Raw genomic sequence first — 22,457 nt, 5'->3', positions numbered from 1 at the left:
ACATGCTGGATCCTGAACCCAGACCCCCGCCTTGTAGGGACGAGGTGCGCATCGGGGATACGCCCCCTGGGCGCCTCGATCGCGAGAAGACGGGAGCGGGCCGAGCCCCGCGCGGCTCGACCCGCTCCTGACAGTCAGGTGGTCTGCGGCTGAGGGATGGGTTCCCGCCATGGCCGAATCTGGTGCTCGGCGACCGCCGGCCCCAGCCGGAAGTGCTGTGCCTCCTCGTACGTCTCCACCAGCGGCAGGTTTGGGTCGTAGAAGTCGCCCGGGCGCAGCGGCAGAGGACCGGCCTTCGAGGTCCGGCCCGGGGTCGAACGGCCGAGGACCTGGTCGAGCCGGACCACGAACTCGATCAGCCTCGGCAGGTCGACGGGGGAGTCGATCCCCATGGCCTGCAACATCATCGCCACGTCTTCGGTGGCCGCCATACCGGTGGCTCGACCGTTGCCGCAGTAGGGGCAGCCGCCGATCCCCCCGGCGGTGACGTCGAACCACACCTCGCACGTCTCGTCGAGGCTGCGGATGGTGGCGTAGACGCTGGGCAACGCCATCCCGCGGGAGTCGTGCAGGTGCTGGGTGAAGCGGGTGATGTCGGGCCACTCCGCACGCACGGCCTCGAGCGTCTCCTCGACCCAGTGCGGCATGCACCAGCCCATCGGGTCGGCGAAGATCATGCCCGTTACGCGGATGCCGGCTTGCGTCCACAGCTCGTGCTGCCGGCGCAGGATGTCCAGCCGTTGGGCGGTGGTGAAGGCGCCCTCGAAGTTCGAGCCCCAGGCGGCACCCACCCCGATGGTGCCGGCCGAGGCGCCTGCCTCGCGGGCCCGGTCGACCGTCGCCGACCATCCCGCGATCTCGTCGGCCTGGGACCGGTTCATGTTCCGCCGGACGAAGGTGTCGCACAGATGCGCCACGGTGGTCGGCTGGGTCGCCGGCCGGAGCCAGGGGAACTCCGCGGCGCGCTCGATGCCCTTCTGGTTCATCACCAGGCAGTAGTAGTCGGTCCCCTCGGCCGGCGTGAACTTGCGCAGCACGTCCTCCAGGTTCGCCATCTGCGGGGTGTACCGCGGGCTGACGAAGGACCCGACGTTGATCGCCTCGAGGCCGCAGCCCGACAGGAGGGTGAGGAGTTCGACCTTGTCCTCGACGCTGATGTCGACGGACTCGATCTGCATGCCCTCGCGCATGACCTCTTCGTTCAGATGGACTCGGGGGTAGCTCATCGGGGTCCTCCTTGCGCCTCGGTCGCCCGCTCAGCAACGAGGCTTTGCCGCGCTGCCTCTTCGATGGTCTCGCGGTATTCGGTGTCCAACCCGCGGAAGACGCCGCCCGCGATCAGAGCATCGAGGTTGGCGGGCCGCATCGACACCCCCAGGGGGACATCGACGACGACCGCCTTCTCGCGGAGTTCCGCGATCCGCTGCGGGGACACGCCGAGCTCGGTGAGGAGGGCGTCGCTGTGCTCGCCGAAGAGCGGTCCCCGGCCCCGGATGCGTACGGTGTGCCGGCCGTGCCAGTTGTAGGGGCGGCCGATCACCGGCCGCGACTGGCCCCGGAACTGGGTCCACTCGAAGAATCCGCGCTCGATGTACTGGGGATCGCGCAGGAGTCGCGGCACGTCGGCCACCGCAGCAGCAGCGACGCCGGCAGCCTGCAGCTGCTCCGCGGCCTCGTCCGCGGACGTCGACCGGGCCCAGGCGGCCACGGCCGCATCCGCGCGTTCGGCGTCCTCCGTGCCGGCGATGCGGGGAGGAAGCCCGTCGATCAGGTTGCCGGCGGCAGCGAGCATCGCGTCGTCCGCGATCCCGATGGCCAACCAGTCCTCCCGCTCGCGGCAGGGGTAGACGCCGGACAGGCGCGTGCCGAGTTCCCGGTTGCCCGTCCTGGCCGTGATCGGGGCGCCCGCCTGCGCTGCGATGAGTGCCTCCGGCAGGAGTGTGCCGCCCAGCTCGTACATCCCGAGGTCGATCCACCGGCCACGACCGGTGCGCCACTGGGCCAGGACGGCCGACATGATGGCGGTCAGACCCGTCCATGCGGCGATGAAGTCGGGGTAGGACTGCCCGGTCTTCCGCGGTTCGGCACCGTCGTACCCCGTGTAGAAGGTGAGGCCCATCGTCGCCTCGAGCGTCGTGCCCTGGGCCTTGAACGCCGACCAGGGTCCGGTGGACCCGTACCCGGTGTTCGACAGCATGATCAGCCGCGGGTTCAGCTGGGCGAGGTCGGGATAGCTCATGCTCCAACCCCGCATGACCCGGGGCGTGAAGTTCTCCAGCAGGATGTCGGCGTTGGCGACCAGGTCCCGCAGGATGGCCCGCCCGTCCTCCTGCTTGAGGTCGAGGACCAGCGACTTCTTGCCCCGGTTGAGACTGTGGAAGGTCCCGGACCAGTTCCACCCGTCGGTTCCCGGGTCGTTGTCGAGGTAGGGCCCGAAGCCGCCTCCCCGCGTCTGGTCGAGGCGGGCGGGCGGCTCGATCTTGATCACCTCGGCGCCGAGGTCGGACAGCAGGGCGCCCATGTACGGCGCCGCGAAGACGGCGGACAGGTCCAGGACCCGCACGCCCACCAGCGGCCCGTCGGAGGTCGTGCGCTCGGGCGTCATGCCGACACCGCCGCGACGTCGCGCGGGGACGTGCCACGTTCCCCGAGGGCCGGAGCCGGTCGGACCGCGCTGCCGGGCTCGCGCCAGAGGCCCGGGAGCAGAGCGGGCATCCGCCACGGCCGGCCGTCGAGGAGGCCCGGCATCTCGACGTAGACCTGACGCGAAGCCAGGTGCTCGCAGGTCAGCAGCTGCTCGGCGGTCTGTACGAAACCGGTCAGCAGGCCGCGATGGGACGCCTCGACGAAGAACTCGCGGGGCGAACTCTCGGCGAGCGCGGTGTGGAAGATCTCCCGCAGCTCGCCGGCGTTGAGCGCTCGCCCCTCGGGGGTGACGAAGCGCGGGTCGGCCAGCCGCTCGTCGCCGGTCATCTCGATGAAGGCGCTGGGCGGGATCTGCGGGTTGATCTGCACGGTCACGTAGCCGTCGCCGGCGGGCAGCGGGGCTCCCGAGGTCAGCGGGTCCAGGACCGGCGGCCGCCGTGCCGAGAGGGCGCCGAGGAAGGTGTACTCGGGAACGGTCAGGACCATCTCGGAGGTCATGCACTCCGACATCGAGATGTCCGCGAACGTGCCTCCGGCGCCGCTGCGCGCCGCCAGCACGCCGGCCTGGGCGACGTACGCCGCCGTCAGACCGGTCTCGTAGGTGCTCTGCAGGAGTCCCCGCTTGAGCGGTTCACGGTCGGCAGTCCCGCTGAAGGACATGAGGCCACTGCCGGCCTGCAGTGTCAGATCCGTGGCCGACCACCGCGCGTGCGGCCCGGTGGTCCCGAACGGCGTCAGTGTCACCACGACCAGGTCCCCGAACTCGTCCAGCAGTGCCTCCGGGTCGATCCCCCAGCGGTCGAGCTGGTCCAGGTCGTCCCCGACGAGCAGGACGTCGCTGTCGGCGACCAGCCGACGCAGGTCGCTCCGTTGCGTTCCCGGGTCGAGCACCACGCCGGACTTGTTCCAGTTGAGGTACTCGAACAGGGCGCTGCGCTCGTCCCCGGAGTCGGACACGTAGAAGGGAGCCTGGGCGCGGGTCGGGTCGCCCTCCGGCGACTCGACCTTGACGACCTGGGCGCCGAGGTCGGCGAGCACCCGCGCCGCCAGGGGGATGGCTCGGCCACGCCCGACCTCCAGCACCCGTACGTCGTGCAGGGGGCCGGTCATCGGGGCGGGTAGGGGTAGGGGACTGCGGGGCCGCCCGGCAGCGGCAGCACGACGGTGGCGGTGCCGGGGGTGTTCTGGTTGCCGTCCTGGTCGCGGATGCCGATCTCCAGCCCGACGACGCCGTAGCCGTCCTCCTCGTCCAGTCGGGCCACCTGGCCCCACGCCGTCAGGGTCGCGCCGACGACGTCCATGCCCCGGAACTGGAACGCGATCTGCCGCAGCCACCCCTCGGGCTCCGCCCACTGGCGGACCAGCTGAACGAGGAAGTGCTGCTTCCAGCTGCCGTTGATCAGCAGACCGGGGAGGCGGTCGTGCTCGACGGCGAAGCGCTGGTCGTAGTGGATCCGGTGCCAGTTCTCGATGGCTGCGGACCAGCGCATCAGGTGCGGCTCGCGCAGGGGGCCCCGGACGAGGTCAGGGATCCGATCTCCCACCTGAAGGTCGGTGAAGACCACGGTGCCGTGCTCGGTCGTGTCGCTGGAAGTCATCGCAGGCTCGCCTATCGCGCGATCATGGTCGTGGTGATGGCCGCCAGCGGGGCGCCGTCCTGATTGGTGTAGTCCGTCCTGACGCGCAGGACGATCATCGGTGCACCGTTGCGGCTCCGGCGTTCGGAAATGTCCACGTACTCGGACTGAGCCGTGATCACGTCGCCCAGCTTCGCCAGCTGGAAGAACTCGGCCTCGGTCCCGCCGTTCAGCCGTCGCGTGAGCGGGAGGTCGATGGGCGGGAGGCCGAACGGGGCCGCCTTGCCGACGAACGTGCCGTCGTCGTCCGGGTCGTCGTCGAGAGCCCGGAACGGATCGGCGTCCCCCGGGCCGCGCCGGAAGGCGTGCAACGGAAAGAGAGGAGTTGCGACGACGTCGCCGTACCGCGACGCCGCGGCAGCCTCGGGGTCCCAGTGCACCCGGTCCTCCTCCATGACCCCGTGCACGAACCGGCGCAGCATCTCGGCGGTCAGCGGCAGGTCTGCCGTCCGCGGCTCGGACCGCGCGCCCATCAGGGCGCGCATCTCCTCGGTCACCAGGCTCTCGGCCCGGGTATCGGGCTCAGCCACGGACGTGCTCCCGGAGGAAGGACACGGCCCGGTCCCAGGCCAGTGCGGCGGAGTCCGGATCGTGGGTGCCGATGAGGTTCTCGTCGTTCACGAACGCGTGGCCGGCCGGGTAGACGTGGAGCTCCACCGGGCCGGTGGTGCCCGTCGACAGGCGGTCGAAGAACTTTCGGACGTTGGGTAGGGGCACCATCTGGTCCTGCTCGCCGAAGTGACCCTGCACCGCGCACTGCAGGCCGGCGGGGACCTGCAGGTCGTGGGGCAATCCGTAGAAGGGCACCGCCGCCGAGACCCTCCCCCCCTGAAGGCCGGCCAGGGAGAGCACGAACCCCCCGCCCATGCAGAAGCCCACTACGCCGGCGGTCGACGAACTGACCTGGGGCAGGGCCAGGAGGTGGTCGACGGCGCCTGCGAGGGCCTGGGCGGCGCGGGCGGGCGGCAGCTTCTTCGCCATCTCCATGGCCTCTGCGGCGTCGTGGGTGGTCGGCCCCCCGTAGAGGTCCGGCGCCAGGGCGACGAACCCGGCCTTGGCCAGACGGTCGGCGATGTCGGCGATGTGGGTGGTGAGACCCCACCACTCCTGGATGACGATGACGCCAGGGCCGCTACCGGCCTCGGGGGTGGCCAGGTAGCCGAAGGCCTCGCCTCCGCCACTGGGGAAGGAGACGTTCTGGACGGGGTTCTCCACGAGGACTCTCTTTCTCGCGCTGCGGCGTGCGCTCCGCGGGGGCCGGCCTAGCGCCCCCGGACGGGCGGTCGGGGTCGATGCCCGCCCCGGAGGGAGCGTTCAGGTCGAAACGGGAGCGCGAGCAGGCTCCGGCACTGTGTTGACCAATTGGTCAACACAGTTCATAGCATGACGGGGGTCACTCGGTCCATCGGCCTCGACCGTTTCCGTCGGCGGGCTCCGGCGGCCTACTCGCTGGCGTTCCCGGCCGATCCGGTGCCCACCGGCCATCGCGGGGGAACGCATCGGGACCGGACGTGTCGGCAGGGCAGTCGCGCCGCTCATCGGACCGGCCCGCCGTGCTCGACGAGCGTCGTCCTGGCGTACGCCCTACGGACGAGGAGGAACTCGCAGCCGCCCCGGCCTGCCACCTCGGCTCCGTAGACGGTGTGCGCGTCGGTGTAGGCCTGCGGCCGCGGCCCAGTGTCTGGCCGTCCACCGGTATCTCCTCCTTGAGCACGATGACCAGCTCGCCGGGGGTCGGTTTCGCACCTGAAGTGCGCCAGATCACACGGTCGCTCAGGAGCCGAGCGTCAGGTCGGGGCCGGTCGTCGGTCGCTCGATCCGGTGGCGGTCGATCCAGTCGGTGGCGCAGTCGGCGGTCACCTGGTCGAACGCACTGCCGTCCTGGAACGTTACGTCCGTGCGCAGCGTCAACGTCAGGGCCATGCCGTCCTCGCTCATCTCCCAGGCGGAGGCCGGGAGGGGAGCAATCTGCAGGTCCTCGTCCAGCACGCGCAGCTGGTCGTAGACCGGTGACAGGAACTGCGCATCGCTCACGTACGGGACGCGGCTCAGCGCCGGGTCGAAGGATGTGGGAGTGGAGAGCACGCCCAACGACATCGACGCCGAGGTGTCCAGCGTCCCTCCGCCGGCGTCGAAGTCATCACTGGATGTGACCCCCACACGCCGAGAGCACCACACCGGTCACGACCGCAACGCTCAAAGCTCGAAACCGCCGAGCACCCAGCATGAATTCGTATCCTGACAACGGATCAAGAACCCCGGTTGTCCCTCAGCCGCCGCGGGCCACGAATCTCGGCTCGGAGCAGCTCGGGGTCGACGGGGAAGGAGGCAGGGGCCGTGTCAGCAGTCGTAGCCGGGGTTCTCCCGCGCCAGCTTGCGCAGGAGCGCCGGCCACACAACGCCGCTTGCCTGCTGCTCGGCCCTCTCCCGGCTCATGTGCGCGGACACCCGTGCCACGGCGTCCGGGTCGGCTGGATGGACCGTCCGTCCACCGCCTTTCGCGCGCAGCTGGACGTCACACGCCCACTCCAGGTAGTAGAAGCGGAGGAAGGCATCCGCGATGCTGCGTCCCGCCACCAGGGTGCCGTGGTTGCGGAGGAACATGATGTCGTTGTCGCCGAGATCCCGGAGGAGGGTCTCGCGCTCCGCCATGTCCAGCGCGATGCCCTCGTACTCGTGATAGCCGATCCGGTCGGCGATCAGCATCGCCGTCTGGTTCAGCGGCTCGACCCGCTCCTCGAGCATGGACATCGCCACACCGTTGCGGGTGTGCAGGTGGATGACGCAGGCGACGTCCTCCCGGGCTCCGTGGATGGCTCCGTGGATGACGAAGCCCGTCTGGTTCACCGGGCAATCGCTCTTGCTCAGGGCGTTACCGTCGCTGTCGATCTTGATGAGGTTCGACGCGGTCACCTCGTCGAACATCAACCCGTAAGGGTTGATGAGGAAGGTGCCCGGCTCGCCGGGAACGGTGGCCGTGATGTGGTTGGCCACCAGGTCGTCCCACCCATATAGGGCGACGAGGCGATAGCAGGCAGCCAGGTCGCGGCGGACTGCCCACTCCTCCGCCGAGATGGTGGCGGGGCGGTCCATGAGGGTGGTCATCGGGAGGACCTCTCAGTAGAGAAGGGACACCTGGACGTCGCGCTCACCGGTGAAGGGGTTGCGTCCGTGGGCGGTGTTGAGGTTGTCGAGGAGCATCACGTCGCCGTGCTGCCACGGGAAGGCCACCGTCACCTCGTCGAGGGCTGGGTAGAGCGAGGAGACATCGCTGGGCGGGATGGGTGCGCCGTCGCCGAAGCGGGTGTCGAGCGGCCAGGGGCGATCGCCGTAGAGGCGCTGGGTCAGCGCCAGGCGCTCCGCCCCGTTGTACTCCACGGAGTTCGACATCGTGGCGATCTGGTTGAACCAGACCTCCTGACCCGTGACCGGGTGCTCGAGGAAGCCGGGGGCGTTGTAGAGCACCGTCAGGCTGCCGTCGACCCACTCGTACTGGAGGCCCATGTTCAGGCAGGCGGCCTCGGCCGCGCGAGGATCCGCGGTGCCGAACGCATCCGGCCACGGCTTGTGCATCAGGTCGAGGTTGGCGTCGCCGCTGCTCCAGTCGGGGGAGCGGAAGTTGCGCCGGTACTGGACTCCCCGCTCCTTCACGGCGTCACGGAAGCGGGGAGGCACCAGGTCGGTGAACCGGCGCATGTCCCCGATGATCGTCTCGCCGCCGGTCTCGGAGGGCCGCAGGCAGTAGAAGGCCAGCTTGGCAGGGAAGTGCGGGAGGTAGGCCATCTCCTGGTGGAGCCCGATGCGCAGCGGCGCGGGCGCCTTCGTCGCCTCGAACACACGGCCTTCGACCTGTGCCCGGGGTGCCGCACCGACGACGTAACCGTGTTCATCGGAGTCGTACCCCTCGACGAGCGCGCCGAAGGCTGGGGTGGTGTCGATCGGGAACCCGCGGAGGACGACCGCACCGATCTCCGTCACGAGGGTGTCCAGCTGTTCGCGGTGGTCCCCGAACCACGCGAGGGTGCCCTCCAGAGAGGTGACCCGCTCGCCGGCCGGCTCGATGAACAGCGGGAGACCCGACGAGCCGCCGTACAGGTATGTGGTGACGTCCGGGAGGTCGACACCCGGTCTGCCAACGGTCGTCCCAGCTCTGGAAGCCACGTCGCCCCACCCTCTCGCGCGAAGGATGCCGTTGTTGCTCAGGACAACCGGAACGTAACCCGCGCCATACCCAGGACGCAACTGGATGCCGTATTCAGGAAACACGGACAGCGGGTCGCCCGGCGACTAGGCAGGATCCTGCTTCTCGGATACCTTTCAGCCGACAATTGGGCGAGTGATCTCGGCGACCCGCGACGCCGCGTTCGGACCTTGCGTCCGATGGCCAGGGTGCCAGGGATGCATGTCCGCGGAAGGCGAGCGACGGGGAAGTTCCGTCGGCTTGATAACTGATGACCGAGGAGTACGGACCGCGATGGCTGTCGACCTGTCTGACCCGAAGAGCTTCCACCACGCGGTTCCTCATGAGGAGTTCGAGCGGCTCCGAAACGAAGAGCCCCTGTCCTGGACGCCGACGGCCTCCGGAACCGCGACGGGGGGCTTCTGGTCGCTGACCCGCGCTGCGGACGTCGCCGCTGCCAGCCGTGACACGCAGACGTTCACGAGCACGCTGGGCATCTGCTACCCCTCGAACTACGAAGAGTCGGCGATGATGGTCGACAACGTCATGTTCAACGACCCGCCCGAGCATGCGCAGGTTCGGAAGCTGGCCGGTGCCGCCTTCACGCCTCGGATGGTGGCCCGGTTCGCGGACTGGATCACCGAGCGGGTCGACATCATCCTGGACGGGCTCGAGGGGCGAGGAGAGTGTGACCTGGTGCCGCTCATCGCGGTCGAGTTGCCGATCCAGGTCATCTGCTCGGTCATGGGCGTTCCGGATGAGGATCGGACGAGGGTCGTGCAGTGGGCCGACGAGATCTTCGGCCGGGAGCGCGAAGACATCGGTCCGGAGAGGGCGACTGCGGCAACGATGGCCGTGATGCAGTACGCGATGGAGCTGCGGGCCAAGAACCGTGACGTCCAGAGCGACAACATGCTCGGTGAGCTGGCGTCGTTCGAGCGGGACGGCGTCAAGATCACGGACTCGCAGTTCATGCAGATGTTCATGGCACTCCTGATCGCGGGCTTCGAGACCACGCACACCCTCATCAGTCAGAGCTTTCGCCTGATGCTCGAGCAACCTGAGATCGCGGAGCAGGCGCGGGTTGCGATCACCGAGGGGCGTAGCCGCGCCCTGGTGGACGAGTTCCTGCGCCAGGTCACCCCGGCCATGCACATGGCGCGCCACGCGACCCGGGACGTCGAGATGCACGGCAAGACGATCAAGAAGGGCGACATGGTGCTGTTGTGGTTCGTGTCGGCGAACCGCGACGCCGAGGTCTTCACGGACCCGCACACGTTCAACATCGACCGTAGGCCGAACCCGCACCAGGCCTTCGGCGGCGGCGGCCCGCACTTCTGCATCGGTGCCCACCTCGCGCGCCTGGAGGTCCAGATCCTGCTCGAGCGCCTGGTGGCCCGCGACATCCGGATCACGTCGAACGGGGAGCCGACCCGCGGCTGGTCGACGTTCATCAACCAGCTGTTCGCACTCCCAGTCGTCTGCCAGTGAGCCCGTCGGGCAGGTCCGCCGGCCACTGAACGAAGGCACGACGACGTCCGGGCCGAAGGAGCGGTGCAGGTACCGCTCCTCGGCCCGGACGTCGTCGTGCCGGCGGCGCTGACCGCTGACCGCGTCGCGTCTTCCAGCACACCCGGCTGAGCTCCGGCAACGGCACGGTCACGCCGTCGAACCATGGAGCCCACCGTCGTCGGTGATCAGCCTTCGGTCGGGATCTTCTTCATCGCGTCGACGATCTCCGTGTGGAGGTCTACGACGTAGTCCACGCTGGAGGGATTGGTGGGTATGACGAAGGCTCCCGCGGCCAGACCGTCGAACGCCCGTGCGGCGACGAGCTCCGCGTCCTGGCCGTATGTGTCGAGCACCTCGGCGATCGCCGGCTGGGCCGCGGCGTATGCGAGAAGCATCTCGGTGCGCACGTATCCAGGGCACAAGATCGACACGCCCACCCCGTCACCCTGGAGATCACGACGGATGGTTCCCGCCAGCCCGAGCAGCGCATGCTTCGACGTGGTGTAGGCCGTCATCGGCGGTACGTAGGGCGGAACGCCCAGAGAGTGCTCCGAGCCGGTGATGAGCACGTGGACCTGCCGGCCGGCGGCCCGCGCTCGGCGCAGCGCCGGCAGGAAGGCCTGGACCGTCAGGAGCGCTCCCACGACGTTCGTGTCGAGGATGGCGCGCAGCCCGTCGCCGGTGAGCTCGTCGATGGTCCCGCCCGCACCGGTGCCCGCATTGGCGCAGACGATGTCGATGATCCCGTCCCCACCTGCCACCTCCTCGGCGGCGGCGCGGAGCGAGGCCTCGTCGCGCACGTCGGCCTGGATCCCGCGAGCCCGGCCGCCCTCGTCGGTGATCATCGCGACGGTCTCGCCCGGGTCGTCCCGGTCGGCCACGATCACCTCAGCTCCCCGCGCGGCGGCCTGGCGCGCCAGAGCGCGTCCTACCCCGGTCGCCCCGCCCGTGACGACGACGCGGGTTCCGTTCAGCGTGCTCATCGATCGCTCCTCGTGGATGGTGTCGCGCGGTAGGCAGAGGCGACTAAGCAACGAGGCGCGGACAGCCGGGGAGCCTGTCCGGTCGCGCCCCGCCGGTGGCCGGCCCGTGCGGACGTGGTCATGAGTCCAGACCCAGCCAGACCGACTTCGTCTCGGTGTAGGCGTCCAGCGCATTCAGGCCCATCTCCCGGCCGACGCCACTGGCCTTCATGCCGCCGAAGGGCAGCTGCAGCCCCCCCACGCGCCAGGTGTTCACCCAGACGGTGCCTGCGCGGAGCTGTCCGGAGAGGCGGTGCACCCGGTCGACGTCCTTGGTCCAGAAACCTGCGGTCAGGCCGTAGGGGATGTCGTTCGCCAGGCGGACCGCTTCCTCATCAGTCGTGAAGCTCATCGCCGCCCCGACCGGACCGAAGATCTCCTCCTGGGCCAGGCGAGAGCGGTTGTCGACACCGGCGTACAGGGTCGGTTCGACGAACAGACCTCGTTCGAGGGCTGCATCTCCGGAGGCTCGCTGCCCCCCGGTCACCAGTCGGTGGCCTTCCTCCCGGGAGATGTCGAAGTAGCTCGTCACCTTAGCCAGCTGCGGCCGCGAGGCCAGCGGACCGATCTCCGTCTCCGGATCCAGCGGATCCCCCACACGCAACTCGCTCAGGCGGCGTCCAACCCGCTCGATCACCTCGTCATGGATGTCGGCGTGGACGAGCACCCGGCTGCCCGCATTGCACGCCTGTCCCGTTCCGGCGGTGAGTCCGGTCACCAGACCTTCGACGGCCCGGTCCAGGTTTGCGTCGGGGAACACGATGTGCGGGCCCTTGCCGCCCAGTTCCAGGGTGACGTGGGCGAAACGTGCCGCGCCCGCCAGGGCGATCGCCCGACCGGTGGCCGTGGAGCCGGTGAAGGCCAGCTTGTCCACATCGGGGTGCTCGGCCAGTGCCTTACCCGCAGCCCCCGCCCCCATGACCACGTTGACGACTCCGTCGGGGAGACCCGCCTCCAGGCCGAGCTGGGCCAGACGCAGGGTCGAGAGCGGTGTCACCTCGCTCGGCTTGATCACGATGGTGTTGCCCGCCGCCAGGGCCGGAAAGAGCTTCCACGACAGCAGGACCAGAGGGTTGTTCCACGGGGTGATGGCACCGACAACGCCGATGGGCTCGCGCACGGTCCAGGCGCGGTGCCGGGGGAGGGGGGACTCGAAGGTCTCCCCATGCATGTTTGCGGCCAGGCTCGCGTAGAAGGACGCCGCAGCCGCGGTGCCCAGACTGGCGCCCTGCATCTCTGTGATCGTCTTGCCGTTCTCGTGCACTTGCAGTCGCGCGAGTTCTTCTGCGTGCTGCTCGATGAGCGCGGCCCACCGAAGCAGGATGCGCGCCCTGTTGCCCGGGCTGACCGACCGCCAGCGTTCGAATGCCGCGCGGGCGCTGGAGACGGCCAGGTCGACGTCGGCGGCGGATCCGGAGGCGACCACGCCCCACTCGCGGTCCTCGAAGGGATCCACGCAGGCGAACGTGCTGCCGTCCATGGCCGGCACCGACTGACCATTGATCAGCAGCCCGTACTCGGCGTCCGCCGGGAAGTCGGGAAAGCGTGCCGTCGTGGCTCCGTCGGTGAGCTGCTCGTCCTGCATCCTCATGCCCCTCTCGGCCGGTGCGGCTGCGGGTCGGTCGGCTGGCTCGGCTGCTCTGAGATGCGGCCGGAATGAATGCGCAGCGCTGTTGACTAGCCGGTTAACGAGTGTTCTACCATGACCCCAGTCACAGTGTTCCAACAGTCGCCGGCCGCTCAGATGCCGGCCGTAGCAAGGAGTGTCAACTTGACCGCAAGCGGCGAAGAGTGGACCGGCCCGTGGGATCTCGTGGTGGTGGGTCATGGGGCTGCGGGCCTCAGTGCCGCTGCATCGTTCCTTGAGCGCTTTGAGGGTGGTCAGCCTCGCGTCGCCGTCCTGGACCGGGCTCCCTTCGAGGAGCGCGGCGGTTCGACCGCCTGGACGTCGGCGAACTTCCGGCTCGACGACGACGGCCAGCTCGACCCCGCTTGGGGCAAGATCGTGACGGAGACGGCCGGCGACGAGGTGAACGCCGGGTACGTCGACACGTTCTACGAGAACTGCGTCGACACCCTGAACTGGCTGCGTCAGAACGGCGTGCGCACTTTGACGATCCGCAACGCCGCCCTTCCGGGAATGTTCAGCCGGCACGGGTACGCCCTTCAGGGCGGCGGGCGGGCTTTCGTCGAGGTCTTCACGGAGCTGGTGCAGGCGCGGGGTGCCCAGTGCTTCTACGAGATGGACCTGGTCGGTCTCGACCGTGAGCCGGGCGGTCCCGTCACGGGTGTCCATGCCCGGGCCGCGGACGGCTCCGAACGCCACTTCGCCGCCCGCGCCGTCGTGCTCGCGTGCGGTGGCTTCGAGGGTGACCGCCAGAAGCTCGGTCAGCGCTTCCCTGGCGGGGAGACGCTGGACACCGTCTCGCGGGGTACGCGAGTGAACACGGGGCGCGGCATCGACGCCGCCGTCGCGATCGGGGCTGCCACGGCGGGTGACTTCTCCGGGTCTCACCTCGAGCCCGTCGACCCCAGGTCGGAGGTCACCGAACCCCTGGTCAGCTCGTGGTTCTGGGGCATCCTGGTGGACCCGGAGGGTAAGCGCTTCATGGACGAGGCGGCCACCAGCTTCGACATGCAGTTCGACTTCGTGGCCAAGGAGATCCTCGCGCGGGGCGGGAGGGCTTACGCCATCAACGATGCCTCGGTCAGGTCGGGCAACCCCTACTTCGAGTTCCTGAACGCCACGGATGTCGGCCCGATCACGGCGGATTCGATCGAGGAACTGGCGGAGAAGCTCGGCCTCGATGCTGCCGCCCTGCGGCAGACGGTCGACGAGTACAACGCTGCTTCGGTTGACGCCCCGTACGACGCCACCGCCTTGGACAACAAGCACACCGTCGGCATCGCGCCGCCCAAGTCGCACTGGGCCCAGCCGCTCACCCAGGCGCCGTTCGAGGCCTGGCCGGTCGGGGCGCAGATCTGCTTCACGTTCTGGGGGCTGAAGGTCGACGGCACCACGCACGTCCTGGACACCGCGGACCGGCCCATCGACGGGCTGCACGCGGCAGGCGAGATCACCGGAATCTTCCACGGGAACGTCTACCCGTCGGGATCCTCGGTGTTGCGTTCGCTGACGTTCGGGCGGATCGCCGGCCAGGAGGCCGCCCAGGCACTCAAGGCGGCCGCCCTGGCCTGAGGGGTTGTCCCGGAAGCTCGCCGTCCGCCATGCCGCCTACCCATGGCGTGGCGGACGGCGGGCCCCCTGAGGCTCCGGCTCCTGCCCGGCTCATGCCCCGGGCGCGCCCCGTCGGGAGGCGGTTGCTCTGCGCCGGCGCGGATCCGCGCGTCCACCAGGGCTGATGAGACGACGAGTACAGCCGCGGGAGCCGCCGCAGGCATGACGCTGATCAGACCCGGGCGCCTCGACCGCCGCTTCCGGCCAGATCAGCTCACCACCGGTGGGTGACCTGCCCGGAGGTGGCCCGTCAGACCAGTTCGTAGAGGGTGGCGTTGGCCTGGCCCCCGGCCTCGCACATCGTCTGCAGTCCGTAGCGGACGCCGTTGGCGCGCATGTGGTGCACCAGTGTCGTTGCCAGGCGCGCGCCGCTGCCGCCCAGGGGGTGGCCGAGGGCGATGGCGCCACCACGCGGGTTGAGTGCCTTCGCGTCGGCGCCGATCTCCGCGAGCCAGGCCAGAGGCACGGGGGCGAAAGCTTCGTTCACCTCGAAGGCCCCGATCTCGTCGACCGTGAGCCCGCTCCGCTGCAGCAGGCGCTGGGTCGCCGGGATGGGCGCGGTCAGCATCGGCATGGGCGCGGCGCCGAGGACGGTCGAGCTGTGCACCCGCACGAGCGGAGTCAGTCCCAGCTCGCGCGCCCGCTCGCTCGTCATGAGGAGCAGTCCGGCGGAGCCGTCGCTGATCTGGGAGGCGTTCCCCGCGGTGACGACACCGTCCGGCTTGAACGGCGTCTTCAAGGCCGCGAGCTTCTCCACCGTCGTGCCGCGGCGGATGCCCTCGTCGGCGCGCACGACCGAGCCGTCAGGGAGCGTGACGGGGACGATCTCGTCGTCGAAAGCCCCACTGTCGGCAGCGGCGGCGGCCTTCTCGTGCGAGGCGGCGCTGAACTCGTCGAGTTGGATTCTCGGCAGTCCCCACTGCTCTGCGATGATCTCTGCCCCGATGCCCTGGTTGGGCATGTCGGCGCCGTATCGCGCCGCGTAGGAGTCTCCGAGGGGGGAGGTGCCCTCGGAGACCGCCGAGAACATGGGCACGCGCGACATCGACTCGACCCCACCGGCGACGGCGACGTCATAGTGGCCGGCGATGATGCCGGCCGCAGCGAAGCTGATCGACTGCTGGGACGATCCGCACTGCCGGTCCACCGTGACTCCGGGTACGGTCTCCGGCCACCCGGCGGAGAGCACTGCGGTCCGGGCCAGGTCGAACGTCTGCTCGGCCACCTGGCTGACGCATCCCCAGACCACGTCGTCCACGAGTCCGGGGTCGATGCCCGTCCGTTCAACCAGGGCACGGAGGATGTGGGCCGACAGGTCGGCCGGGTGAACGCCGGACAAAGCGCCGTTCCGCTTGCCCGTCGGGGTGCGGACGGCCGCCACGATGACTGCATCTCGAGTCACGGAGGGTCCTCTCTGAACGTTGGAGTCAGGCTGTACCCAGCACGTAGCCGCCGTCGCAGTCGAAGATCGACCCGGTGACGTAACGCGCGTTGTCACTGCACAGGAAGAGCGCCATGTCGGCGATCTCGTTCTTCTCGCCGAGTCGACCCAACGGGATGGACTTCAGCAGGGCCACCGACTTCTCGGCCGTGTCGACCAGCCGTGCGGTCCCCTCCGTGTCGGCGATGAACCCGGGGGAGATGGCATTGACGCGAACACCCTCAGGGCCCCACTCCCGAGCCAGCACCTTGGTCAGCATGTTGATCCCGGCCTTGGCGGCTCCGGCGTGTGCCTGCTCGGCCATGGGCATCACCGCCTGGGGAGCGGTGATCGAGATCAGCGATGCCCCGGGGCGCTGGAGGTACTCGTAGCTGTGCTTTAGCACGTTGTACGTCCCCAACAGGTCGATGTCGATCACGGTCTTGAACCCGTTGGACGAGAGTCCCGTGACGGGGGCCAGGAAGTTGCCCGCCGCTCCGGACAGGACGACGTCGAGCGGCCCCAGCTCCACGTGACAGCGGGCCAGGGCGGCACGGACCGCCTCCCAGTCCCGGACGTCACCGGCGGCCCAGAGGGCGGTGCCTCCGGTCTCGGTGATGGTCTGGGCAGCCGCACGCAGCTTGTCCTCCGTGCGGCTGAAGAGCATCAGCCGGGCGCCCTTGGCAGCGAACTGCTGCGCGATGCCGAGGTTGATCCCGCTCGACCCGCCGCTCACGAACACGACCTTGCCCTGCAGGCAGTCGTCCCTGAAGTAGTCGGCCACCTGCTGGTCCACCTTCCGTCGTTCGGGCGCAGAGGCACAGTAACGTATCCTGGATTCAGTAACCGCTGCGAGATGTTCGGCGTGAGGGGTGTTCGTGTGACCAGGATCGGTGTCGTCGGATGCGGTCTGATGGGGGCCGGGATCGCGGAGGTCTGCGCGCGCGCGGGGCTGGACGTGGTCGTCAACGAGGTCGACGAGGTGAGGGCGGAGGCCGGTCGGGACCGCATCCGGGCGTCGCTGGACCGGGCGGTGCGCTCCGGCAAGCTGACCGGTGGGGAGCGCGCGGCGGTGCTACAGCGCGTCCGCGTCAGTCCTTGCTTCGACGAGCTCGCCGACAGGGACGTGGTCTTCGAAGCCATCGCCGAGGACGAGACTCTCAAGACCGAGGTGTTCGCCCGCCTGGACAAGGTGGTGGAGAACCGTGAGGCGATCCTCGCGTCCAACACCTCCTCCGTCCCGATCATGAAGCTGGGCGTGGCGACCACCCGCCCGGAGTACGTGCTGGGTGTCCACTTCTTCAACCCGGTGCCTGTGCTGCCGCTCGTGGAGATCGTTCCCTCACTGCTCACTGCCGACGCCGTGCGGACGGCGGCGGAGCAGCTCGTGACCGAGGTCCTCGGCAAGGAGATCGTCCGCAGCCAGGACCGTGCCGGCTTCGTCGTCAACGCGCTGCTCATCCCGTACCTGCTCTCGGCCATCCGCATGGTCGAGTCCGGGTTCGCCTCACCCGAGGACATCGACCGCGGGATGGTCCTGGGGTGCGCGCACCCGATGGGCCCCTTGCGGCTCGCCGACCTGATCGGCCTGGACACCACCAAGTCCATCGCCGAGTCGCTGTACGAGGAGTTCAAGGAGGCGCTGTACTCGCCACCGCCGCTCCTCTCCAGGATGGTCGACGCGGGGCTGCTCGGTCGCAAGTCCGGTCGGGGCTTCCACACGTACAGCTGACGACCCCCGCCCACGCGACCGGCCCCGTCGCGGCGGCACGACGGGCACAGGACCACCGCGGTCGAGTGGCACCGTGCTCACCCGACAGACACAGCCGAAGGAGCACAGATGGACATCCAGGACTCGGTGGCAGTGGTTACCGGGGGCGCTTCCGGCCTCGGGCTTGCGGTCGCACAGCGCCTCGTCGCCGCGGGGGGGCGCGTCGTCCTCCTCGACCTGCCCGGATCCGACGGGGCCGCTGCCGCTGAGGGACTGGGGGCTGCTGCTCGCTACAGCCCCGGCGACGTCACGAGTGAGGAGGACGTCCGCGCGGCGCTGGACGTCGCGACCGGATTGGGCGACTTCCGCGTCGCCGTGAACTGCGCTGGTATCGGCCCCGCGGCGCGGACCCTCGGCCGGTCCGGACCCGCACCGATGGACGGCTTCGCGCGAGTCGTGACGGTGAACCTGCTGGGCACCTACAACGTGCTCCGCCTCGCCGCGGAGCGGATCGCGGCGGTCGACGAGATCGCGGGGGAGCGCGGCGTCATCGTCAACACCGCCTCCGTGGCCGCCTTCGACGGTCAGGTGGGCCAGGCAGCCTATGCCGCGTCGAAGGCCGGGATCGTCGGTCTGACACTCCCGGTGGCGCGGGACCTGGCCGGCCACAAGATCCGGGTCATGACCATCGCGCCGGGGCTCTTCGACACGCCGCTCCTGGCCTCCCTTCCGGACGACGCCAAGGAGTCGCTCGGGCGTCAGGTTCCCCACCCCTCGCGGCTCGGGCGGCCCAACGAGTTCGGCCTCCTGGTCGCACAGGTCATCGCCAACCCGATGCTCAACGGCGAGGTGATCCGCCTGGACGGCGCCATCCGCATGGCGCCGCGCTGATGCTCCTGGGACGACAGCCGCTCAGGCCCCCGTCGGTCGTCGGGTAGAGGCCTCGCAGGGCTCAGCGGAACGGGACTTGGGGCCGGCTGCGGTGCAGCCGGCCCCTCGCGGGTGGGAGGGTGCTACCGCAGGAGGCTGCGGGCGATGACCATGCGCTGGACCTGGTTGGTGCCCTCGTAGATCTGGGTGATCTTGGCGTCGCGCATCATCCGCTCGACCGGGAAGTCGGAGGTGTAGCCCGCACCGACGAACAACAGCACGGCGTCGGTGGTCACCTTCATCGCGACGTCGGAGGCGAACGCCTTCGCCGCCGCGCACAACCGGCCGGGTCAGATGGAGTCGCCGCCCTGGCGCGGCCGGGGGCGGAAAGTGATGGGCATCTGCACGTACCCGTTGACCTTCGCCCGCTTCGGATAGCGCTGGACGTCGTCCGCCTGGACCCGGAAGTCCGGCACTCGGCGGAGCAGCTCTCCCAGCATGACCTGCAGCTCCACCCGCCCGAGGTGGGCGCCGATGCAGCGGTGGACGCCGAAGCCGAAACCGATGTGACGGACGGGCTGGCGGTCGACGACGACCTCGTCGGCGCGCTCGAAGACCGTCTCGTCCCGGTTTGCCGAGGCCAGCGACAGCGCCACCCGGTCTCCGGGGACGAGCGGCTGACCGGCCACCTCGACATGCCTGCGCACGGTCCGGCTGAGGAACTGGGCGGGCGTGAGGTAGCGGATGAAGTCCTCGGTCGCGACGGGCAGCAGCTCCGGTTCCTCCATGAGCCGCCGCCGGTCCTCGGGATGCTCGTCGAGCCAGCCGATCGCGCCCGCGATGGCGCTGGTGGTGGTGTCCACCCCGCCACCGACGACGGTCATGAGGATGTTGACGATGTCCTCGTCCGGAATCGGGGCGCCGTTCACCTGGGCCTGGCAGAGGTGGCTGGCCAGGTCGTCCGCCGGGCTGGCGCGCCGCTGCGCCACGAGCTCCGCCAAGGCCGCCGAGACGCGAGCCACTCCCTCGGCGGCCCGCAGGAAGGGCTCGCTACCGGGCAGTGCCGCCACGATCTGGTGCATCGGGTCGGCGAAGCTGTGCCAGTCGTCCACGGGGAGCCCGATCAGCTCCAAGGTGACGATGGCGGGTACGGGGTTCCCGATGTCCAGGACGACGTCGAGCCGACCCTGCTCGATGTGCTCGTCGATCAGCGCGCTCGTCAACTCCGTGATGCGCGGGCGCAGTTGCTCTGCGCGCTTGACGCTGAACCAGGGGGACAGCAGCCGGCGATAGTCCGTGGCCTGGGGAGGGTCCAGCTCCATCGGCAGCAGCGGCGGCTGACCGCTGGACGGGATGCTGTCGCCGCCCTTCCGGGTGCCGTCATCGTCCACCCACTTGGCGGAGCTGAAGCCCTCGTGGTCGGCCAGGAGGTCACGTACCTGCTGGTACCGACTGACGATGAAGAACCCGCCTTCGTACGCCCCGGAGTAGGCAACCGGGCTGTTGCGGCGCAGGTCGGCGAGCACCTGCTCGGTGTTCTGCGTGTAATGGTCCGAGTAGTGGTCGAATTCCGGCATCTGCTGGGCGGGCGCTGACATCGGCACTCCGGTCTCAAGGGCTGCTGTCGAGAGGTGCGGTGCGCGACAGTTGTGGCTGTTCGACCCTCTATGTGCCAGGCTACACGCCGCCGTGTCCTGGATCCACTCGTGGGTTTCCCCTAGTGCGGGCGCCTGCTCTGGCCGTCGCCACGCCGCAGCGCCGGCCTCCTCAGGCCACTTCTGAGCTGGCAGCCGCGCTGGTGGTGGGACCGAATCGTCAGGACGGCGACCGCAGCGCGACCAGGCGACCGCGGACGTCACCGCCCTCCAGCCGGTCGATGCCGTCGCCGATCTCGTCGAAGAGGATCGGGGTCACGAACGGTATGACCGCGCCCCGCGCGATGAGGTCGATGACGTCGAGGGCGTCCTGACGCGAGCCACCCTGCGAGCCGTGGAGGGAGAGCTCCTTGAAGAGCATGGTGCGCGTGCTGATGAGCGCCTCGTGCCTCGTGCTGCCGACCTGGACCACTCGGCCGCCGTGGCCCAGGGCCTCGATCGCCGCGGAGGTTGTGGTGCCCGCTCCCGCGAAATCGACGATCACCTCGAGCTCCTCAGCCGCGAACTCCGTGATGTCGCGTGCGCAGCGGCGGACGCCCCACCCGGCGGCCCGTTCCCACACGTCCTCGTTCAGCTCGGCGGCGTAGACCTCGGCGCCCAGTGCGACGGCGATCTGGCTGCCCATCGACCCGAGCCCGCCGAGGCCTATGACGCCCACGCGGGTGCCCTTGCCGACACCACCGACCCGGAGCGCGTGCATCGAGGTCATGCCGGCGTCGGTGGCGGGCGCTGCGTCGGAGAAGTCGACGGACTCCGGAATCGAGATCAGGTCGGACTCTGTGGCCACGACGAACTCGGCGAAGCCGCCGTCACTGGCGATACCCGGGCTGGAACCGGACGCGGGCAGCGCAACTCGCTGCCCCAGGTGGAGTCGGGTGGCGCCGGGCCCGAGTTCGGCGACCACGCCGGCGATCTCGTGTCCTGGCGTGAACGGGAGCGGGGGGTTGAGCACGGTGAGGCGGCCGGCGATCTCCGAGATGTCGGTGTGGCACAGGCCGGCGGCGCGGACGTCGACGAGCACCTGCCCCTGCCCGGGGGAGGGGCGAGGGACGTCGCGGAGGTCGAGCGGATGCCCGTAGCAGGTAATCCGCCAGGCCTTCATCGAGTGGCTCCTCGCGGTCGGGAGGGACGGCGCCCGAGCTGGCCCCCGGGGTTGTTCACTGGATCCGGTCCTGCTGCCGAGCCGCGTGCTGGCCGGCGATGACACCGAAGACGACGGCAGGCCCGATCGTCCCGCCAGCGCCCCAGTAGCCCGCCCCAGCTGGCGAGGCGATGCAGTTACCGGCGCCGTACAGACCCGCGATCGGTTGGCCATCGGTCCCCAGCACGCGGCTGGACGGGTCGATCCGCGGACCACCCTTCGTGTCCAGGGCGGCCGCGACGAGCAGGATGCAGTGATAGGGGCCGTGATCGGCGAACGGGGCGAGGCACGGGTTGGGTACGCCACCGCGTGGCGTTCCCTGCCAGAGCTGCCACGATTGCTGGATGGGCTTGTCGCCGCGGCCGAAGTCCCGGTCCACCCCCTGACGGGCGAACTCCGAGAACCGTTCGACCGAGCGGGTGAGGGTCTCCGTGAAGTCGGCGGCCAGTCTCACGCCTCCGGTCTCCGCCTGCAGCTCGACCAGGCGGGAGTCGATGTTGGCGGCCAGCTCGGCGAATGTCGTGCCGCTGATCACGTAGGGGGCCGGCTGTCCCGGGAATGGGATGTAGCCGCGGAACCCCTCGGGCGACTCCTTCTGGGCGACAGCGTCGTCGTATATCTGGAAGAGCACGAGGTTGGGGTACTCGCGGCGTCCCGCGTCCCAGGCGAAGTGGACGGGACCCCGGTCGTTGTAGGTCTGCTTCTCGTCCATGACCCGGCGGCCGTACTTGTCGACCTGGATCATGCTGTCGCCGAAGGGGAACCAGATGTCCTCGGCGGTCTCTCGCGCGCGCAGGACCACGTCGAGGACGGTCTGCGTCCACCAGGCCTGCTGCATGTTCCCGAGCTGCGCCCCCGCCTCGATACCGATCCGGATGAAGTCTCCGGTGCTCCCGGAGGAAGCGCACCCGCCCAGCAGTGGGCCGCGAAGGAAGTCGCGGGCGAGCTGCTCGTCGTGGAGGAAGCCGCCAGAGGCGAAGACGACGCCGCGGCGGGCTCCCACGAGGACCGTTCCTCGGCCACGACCGGCATGGACCTCAACGCCCACCACCGCGCCGTCGTCGTCCTGGTGCACGTGGACTACGCGGTGTCCCAACAGCAGCTTCACCCCGCGCGCTTTGGCCGCCTGGCGCAGCACCTCAATGAGGATGGTGCCCCCGGGCAGGTTCGCGTTGACCGCCTGGCCGGCGGCAAGCTCCTGCTCCGGTGGCATGGCCGGGCCGAAGGAACGTCCGATCGGTGCAGCGTTCTGCGGCAGATCCGCGTGGTAGTCGGGAAAGATGTGGCCGCGCTCCCTGTTCAGGTACAGCCCTCCGGCATCCACCAAGACCTGCACGGCCTCGGCGCCGCGGTCGTAAAAGGTCTCGAGGAGCGCCAACTCGGCCGTCGGCACGCCGTGCGTCGGCGCGTCCCGGTCGTAGCGGT

20 protein-coding genes and 1 pseudogene are annotated in these 22,457 nt (G+C 69.6%); 4 read left to right on the top strand and 17 right to left on the bottom strand.

Annotated features, from left to right (window positions below; all coding sequences use genetic code 11):
* Positions 1-134: 134 nt before the first annotated feature.
* The 9 genes from N555_RS0106730 to N555_RS0106690 all read right to left on the bottom strand — a co-directional run bounded on the left by N555_RS0106730 (position 135) and on the right by N555_RS0106690 (position 8,444).
* A complete protein-coding gene (locus tag N555_RS0106730; protein WP_081866038.1) occupies positions 135-1,226 on the bottom strand; it encodes a beta/alpha barrel domain-containing protein in 1,092 nt (363 codons plus the stop codon).
* The gene (locus N555_RS0106725) at positions 1,223-2,605 is read right to left on the bottom strand and encodes a CaiB/BaiF CoA transferase family protein (RefSeq protein ID WP_029430730.1); all 1,383 of its coding nucleotides are present in this window, start codon (positions 2,603-2,605) and stop codon (positions 1,223-1,225) included. Before N555_RS0106725 ends, N555_RS0106730 begins: the two co-directional genes overlap by 4 nt.
* Positions 2,602-3,756, bottom strand: a complete 1,155-nt coding sequence (locus N555_RS26675; protein ID WP_081866037.1) for a CaiB/BaiF CoA transferase family protein — start codon at positions 3,754-3,756, stop codon at positions 2,602-2,604. The genes N555_RS0106725 and N555_RS26675 overlap by 4 nt, the downstream gene beginning before the upstream one ends.
* Positions 3,753-4,244, bottom strand: a complete 492-nt coding sequence (locus N555_RS0106715) for a MaoC family dehydratase (RefSeq protein ID WP_029430728.1) — start codon at positions 4,242-4,244, stop codon at positions 3,753-3,755. The genes N555_RS26675 and N555_RS0106715 overlap by 4 nt, the downstream gene beginning before the upstream one ends.
* An 11-nt stretch (positions 4,245-4,255) precedes the next feature.
* Entirely contained in the window at positions 4,256-4,813 is a 558-nt protein-coding gene (locus N555_RS26670) for an FAS1-like dehydratase domain-containing protein (protein ID WP_029430727.1), read from the bottom strand.
* Positions 4,806-5,498, bottom strand: coding sequence for a dienelactone hydrolase family protein (locus N555_RS0106705; protein WP_029430726.1), 693 nt, complete (start codon positions 5,496-5,498; stop codon positions 4,806-4,808). The genes N555_RS26670 and N555_RS0106705 overlap by 8 nt, the downstream gene beginning before the upstream one ends.
* A 558-nt stretch (positions 5,499-6,056) precedes the next feature.
* On the bottom strand, positions 6,057-6,443 hold the full coding sequence (locus tag N555_RS0106700) for a hypothetical protein (protein ID WP_029430725.1): 387 nt from the start codon (positions 6,441-6,443) through the stop codon (positions 6,057-6,059).
* 180 nt (positions 6,444-6,623) lie between these two features.
* On the bottom strand, positions 6,624-7,388 hold the full coding sequence (locus tag N555_RS0106695; protein WP_029430724.1) for a class II aldolase/adducin family protein: 765 nt from the start codon (positions 7,386-7,388) through the stop codon (positions 6,624-6,626).
* A 12-nt stretch (positions 7,389-7,400) separates the two neighbouring features.
* Entirely contained in the window at positions 7,401-8,444 is a 1,044-nt protein-coding gene (locus N555_RS0106690) for a TauD/TfdA family dioxygenase (RefSeq protein ID WP_051683809.1), read from the bottom strand.
* A gap of 313 nt (positions 8,445-8,757) precedes the next feature.
* On the opposite strand from N555_RS0106690, the gene N555_RS0106685 reads away from it, so the two are divergent.
* Positions 8,758-9,954 carry a cytochrome P450 gene (locus tag N555_RS0106685; RefSeq protein ID WP_029430722.1) on the top strand — a complete coding sequence of 399 codons (1,197 nt, stop codon included), beginning with the start codon at positions 8,758-8,760 and terminating at the stop codon, positions 9,952-9,954.
* 206 nt (positions 9,955-10,160) lie between these two features.
* Here N555_RS0106685 and N555_RS26665 read toward each other — a convergent pair whose 3' ends face one another.
* Complete coding sequence (locus tag N555_RS26665; RefSeq protein ID WP_029430721.1) at positions 10,161-10,958, bottom strand: SDR family NAD(P)-dependent oxidoreductase; 798 nt, start codon at positions 10,956-10,958, stop codon at positions 10,161-10,163.
* Positions 10,959-11,076: 118 nt separating this feature from the next.
* The gene (locus tag N555_RS0106675) at positions 11,077-12,582 is read right to left on the bottom strand and encodes an aldehyde dehydrogenase family protein (RefSeq protein WP_029430720.1); all 1,506 of its coding nucleotides are present in this window, start codon (positions 12,580-12,582) and stop codon (positions 11,077-11,079) included.
* A 186-nt stretch (positions 12,583-12,768) separates the two neighbouring features.
* Between N555_RS0106675 and N555_RS26660 the strand changes: the two genes are divergently transcribed.
* Entirely contained in the window at positions 12,769-14,196 is a 1,428-nt protein-coding gene (locus N555_RS26660; protein ID WP_197028920.1) for an FAD-dependent oxidoreductase, read from the top strand.
* A gap of 289 nt (positions 14,197-14,485) precedes the next feature.
* Here the strand turns inward: N555_RS26660 and N555_RS0106665 are convergent, their stop codons facing one another.
* Both N555_RS0106665 and N555_RS0106660 read right to left on the bottom strand, forming a co-directional pair.
* On the bottom strand, positions 14,486-15,637 hold the full coding sequence (locus N555_RS0106665; RefSeq protein ID WP_029430718.1) for a thiolase family protein: 1,152 nt from the start codon (positions 15,635-15,637) through the stop codon (positions 14,486-14,488).
* 25 nt (positions 15,638-15,662) lie between these two features.
* Entirely contained in the window at positions 15,663-16,451 is a 789-nt protein-coding gene (locus N555_RS0106660; protein WP_197028919.1) for an SDR family oxidoreductase, read from the bottom strand.
* Positions 16,452-16,535: 84 nt separating this feature from the next.
* Here N555_RS0106660 and N555_RS0106655 point away from each other — a divergent pair, with 84 nt between their 5' ends.
* Positions 16,536-17,387: a 3-hydroxybutyryl-CoA dehydrogenase gene (locus N555_RS0106655; protein WP_304412907.1), complete on the top strand. Its 852-nt coding sequence runs from the start codon at positions 16,536-16,538 to the stop codon at positions 17,385-17,387.
* 108 nt (positions 17,388-17,495) lie between these two features.
* Positions 17,496-18,257, top strand: coding sequence for an SDR family NAD(P)-dependent oxidoreductase (locus N555_RS0106650; protein WP_029430715.1), 762 nt, complete (start codon positions 17,496-17,498; stop codon positions 18,255-18,257).
* 122 nt (positions 18,258-18,379) lie between these two features.
* Here N555_RS0106650 and N555_RS27815 read toward each other — a convergent pair.
* The 4 genes and pseudogenes from N555_RS27815 to N555_RS0106630 all read right to left on the bottom strand — a co-directional run.
* Positions 18,380-18,565, bottom strand: a pseudogene (locus N555_RS27815) (acyl-CoA dehydrogenase family protein); the annotation flags it as partial.
* Between the two features lie 21 nt (positions 18,566-18,586).
* Positions 18,587-19,834 (bottom strand): cytochrome P450, encoded by a 1,248-nt coding sequence (locus N555_RS0106640; protein ID WP_029430713.1) that lies wholly within the window; start codon positions 19,832-19,834, stop codon positions 18,587-18,589.
* A 217-nt stretch (positions 19,835-20,051) separates the two neighbouring features.
* Entirely contained in the window at positions 20,052-20,993 is a 942-nt protein-coding gene (locus N555_RS0106635; RefSeq protein WP_029430712.1) for an alcohol dehydrogenase catalytic domain-containing protein, read from the bottom strand.
* Between the two features lie 55 nt (positions 20,994-21,048).
* Positions 21,049-22,457: FAD-binding protein (locus tag N555_RS0106630; RefSeq protein ID WP_029430711.1), on the bottom strand; the 1,409-nt coding region annotated here is incomplete at its 5' end.

Origin of the sequence: Blastococcus sp. URHD0036 (assembly GCF_000701365.1) — a bacterium.
Taxonomy (GTDB): domain Bacteria; phylum Actinomycetota; class Actinomycetes; order Mycobacteriales; family Geodermatophilaceae; genus Trujillonella.
Note: the sequence above shows the minus strand (reverse complement) of the source record. Positions and strands in the feature narration are given on the sequence as shown.

Excerpts from the sequence above, each read along its gene's own strand:
- N555_RS26675 (WP_081866037.1), bottom strand. The coding sequence starts at position 3,756 with ATGACCGGCCCCCTGCACGACGTACGGGTGCTGGAGGTCGGGCGTGGC.
- N555_RS0106685 (WP_029430722.1), top strand. The coding sequence starts at position 8,758 with ATGGCTGTCGACCTGTCTGACCCGAAGAGCTTCCACCACGCGGTTCCT.
- N555_RS0106715 (WP_029430728.1), bottom strand. The coding sequence starts at position 4,244 with ATGACTTCCAGCGACACGACCGAGCACGGCACCGTGGTCTTCACCGAC.
- N555_RS0106640 (WP_029430713.1), bottom strand. The coding sequence starts at position 19,834 with ATGTCAGCGCCCGCCCAGCAGATGCCGGAATTCGACCACTACTCGGAC.
- N555_RS26665 (WP_029430721.1), bottom strand. The coding sequence starts at position 10,958 with ATGAGCACGCTGAACGGAACCCGCGTCGTCGTCACGGGCGGGGCGACC.
- N555_RS0106675 (WP_029430720.1), bottom strand. The coding sequence starts at position 12,582 with ATGCAGGACGAGCAGCTCACCGACGGAGCCACGACGGCACGCTTTCCC.
- N555_RS0106650 (WP_029430715.1), top strand. The coding sequence starts at position 17,496 with ATGGACATCCAGGACTCGGTGGCAGTGGTTACCGGGGGCGCTTCCGGC.
- N555_RS0106635 (WP_029430712.1), bottom strand. The coding sequence starts at position 20,993 with ATGAAGGCCTGGCGGATTACCTGCTACGGGCATCCGCTCGACCTCCGC.
- N555_RS0106730 (WP_081866038.1), bottom strand. The coding sequence starts at position 1,226 with ATGAGCTACCCCCGAGTCCATCTGAACGAAGAGGTCATGCGCGAGGGC.
- N555_RS0106725 (WP_029430730.1), bottom strand. The coding sequence starts at position 2,605 with ATGACGCCCGAGCGCACGACCTCCGACGGGCCGCTGGTGGGCGTGCGG.
- N555_RS0106695 (WP_029430724.1), bottom strand. The coding sequence starts at position 7,388 with ATGACCACCCTCATGGACCGCCCCGCCACCATCTCGGCGGAGGAGTGG.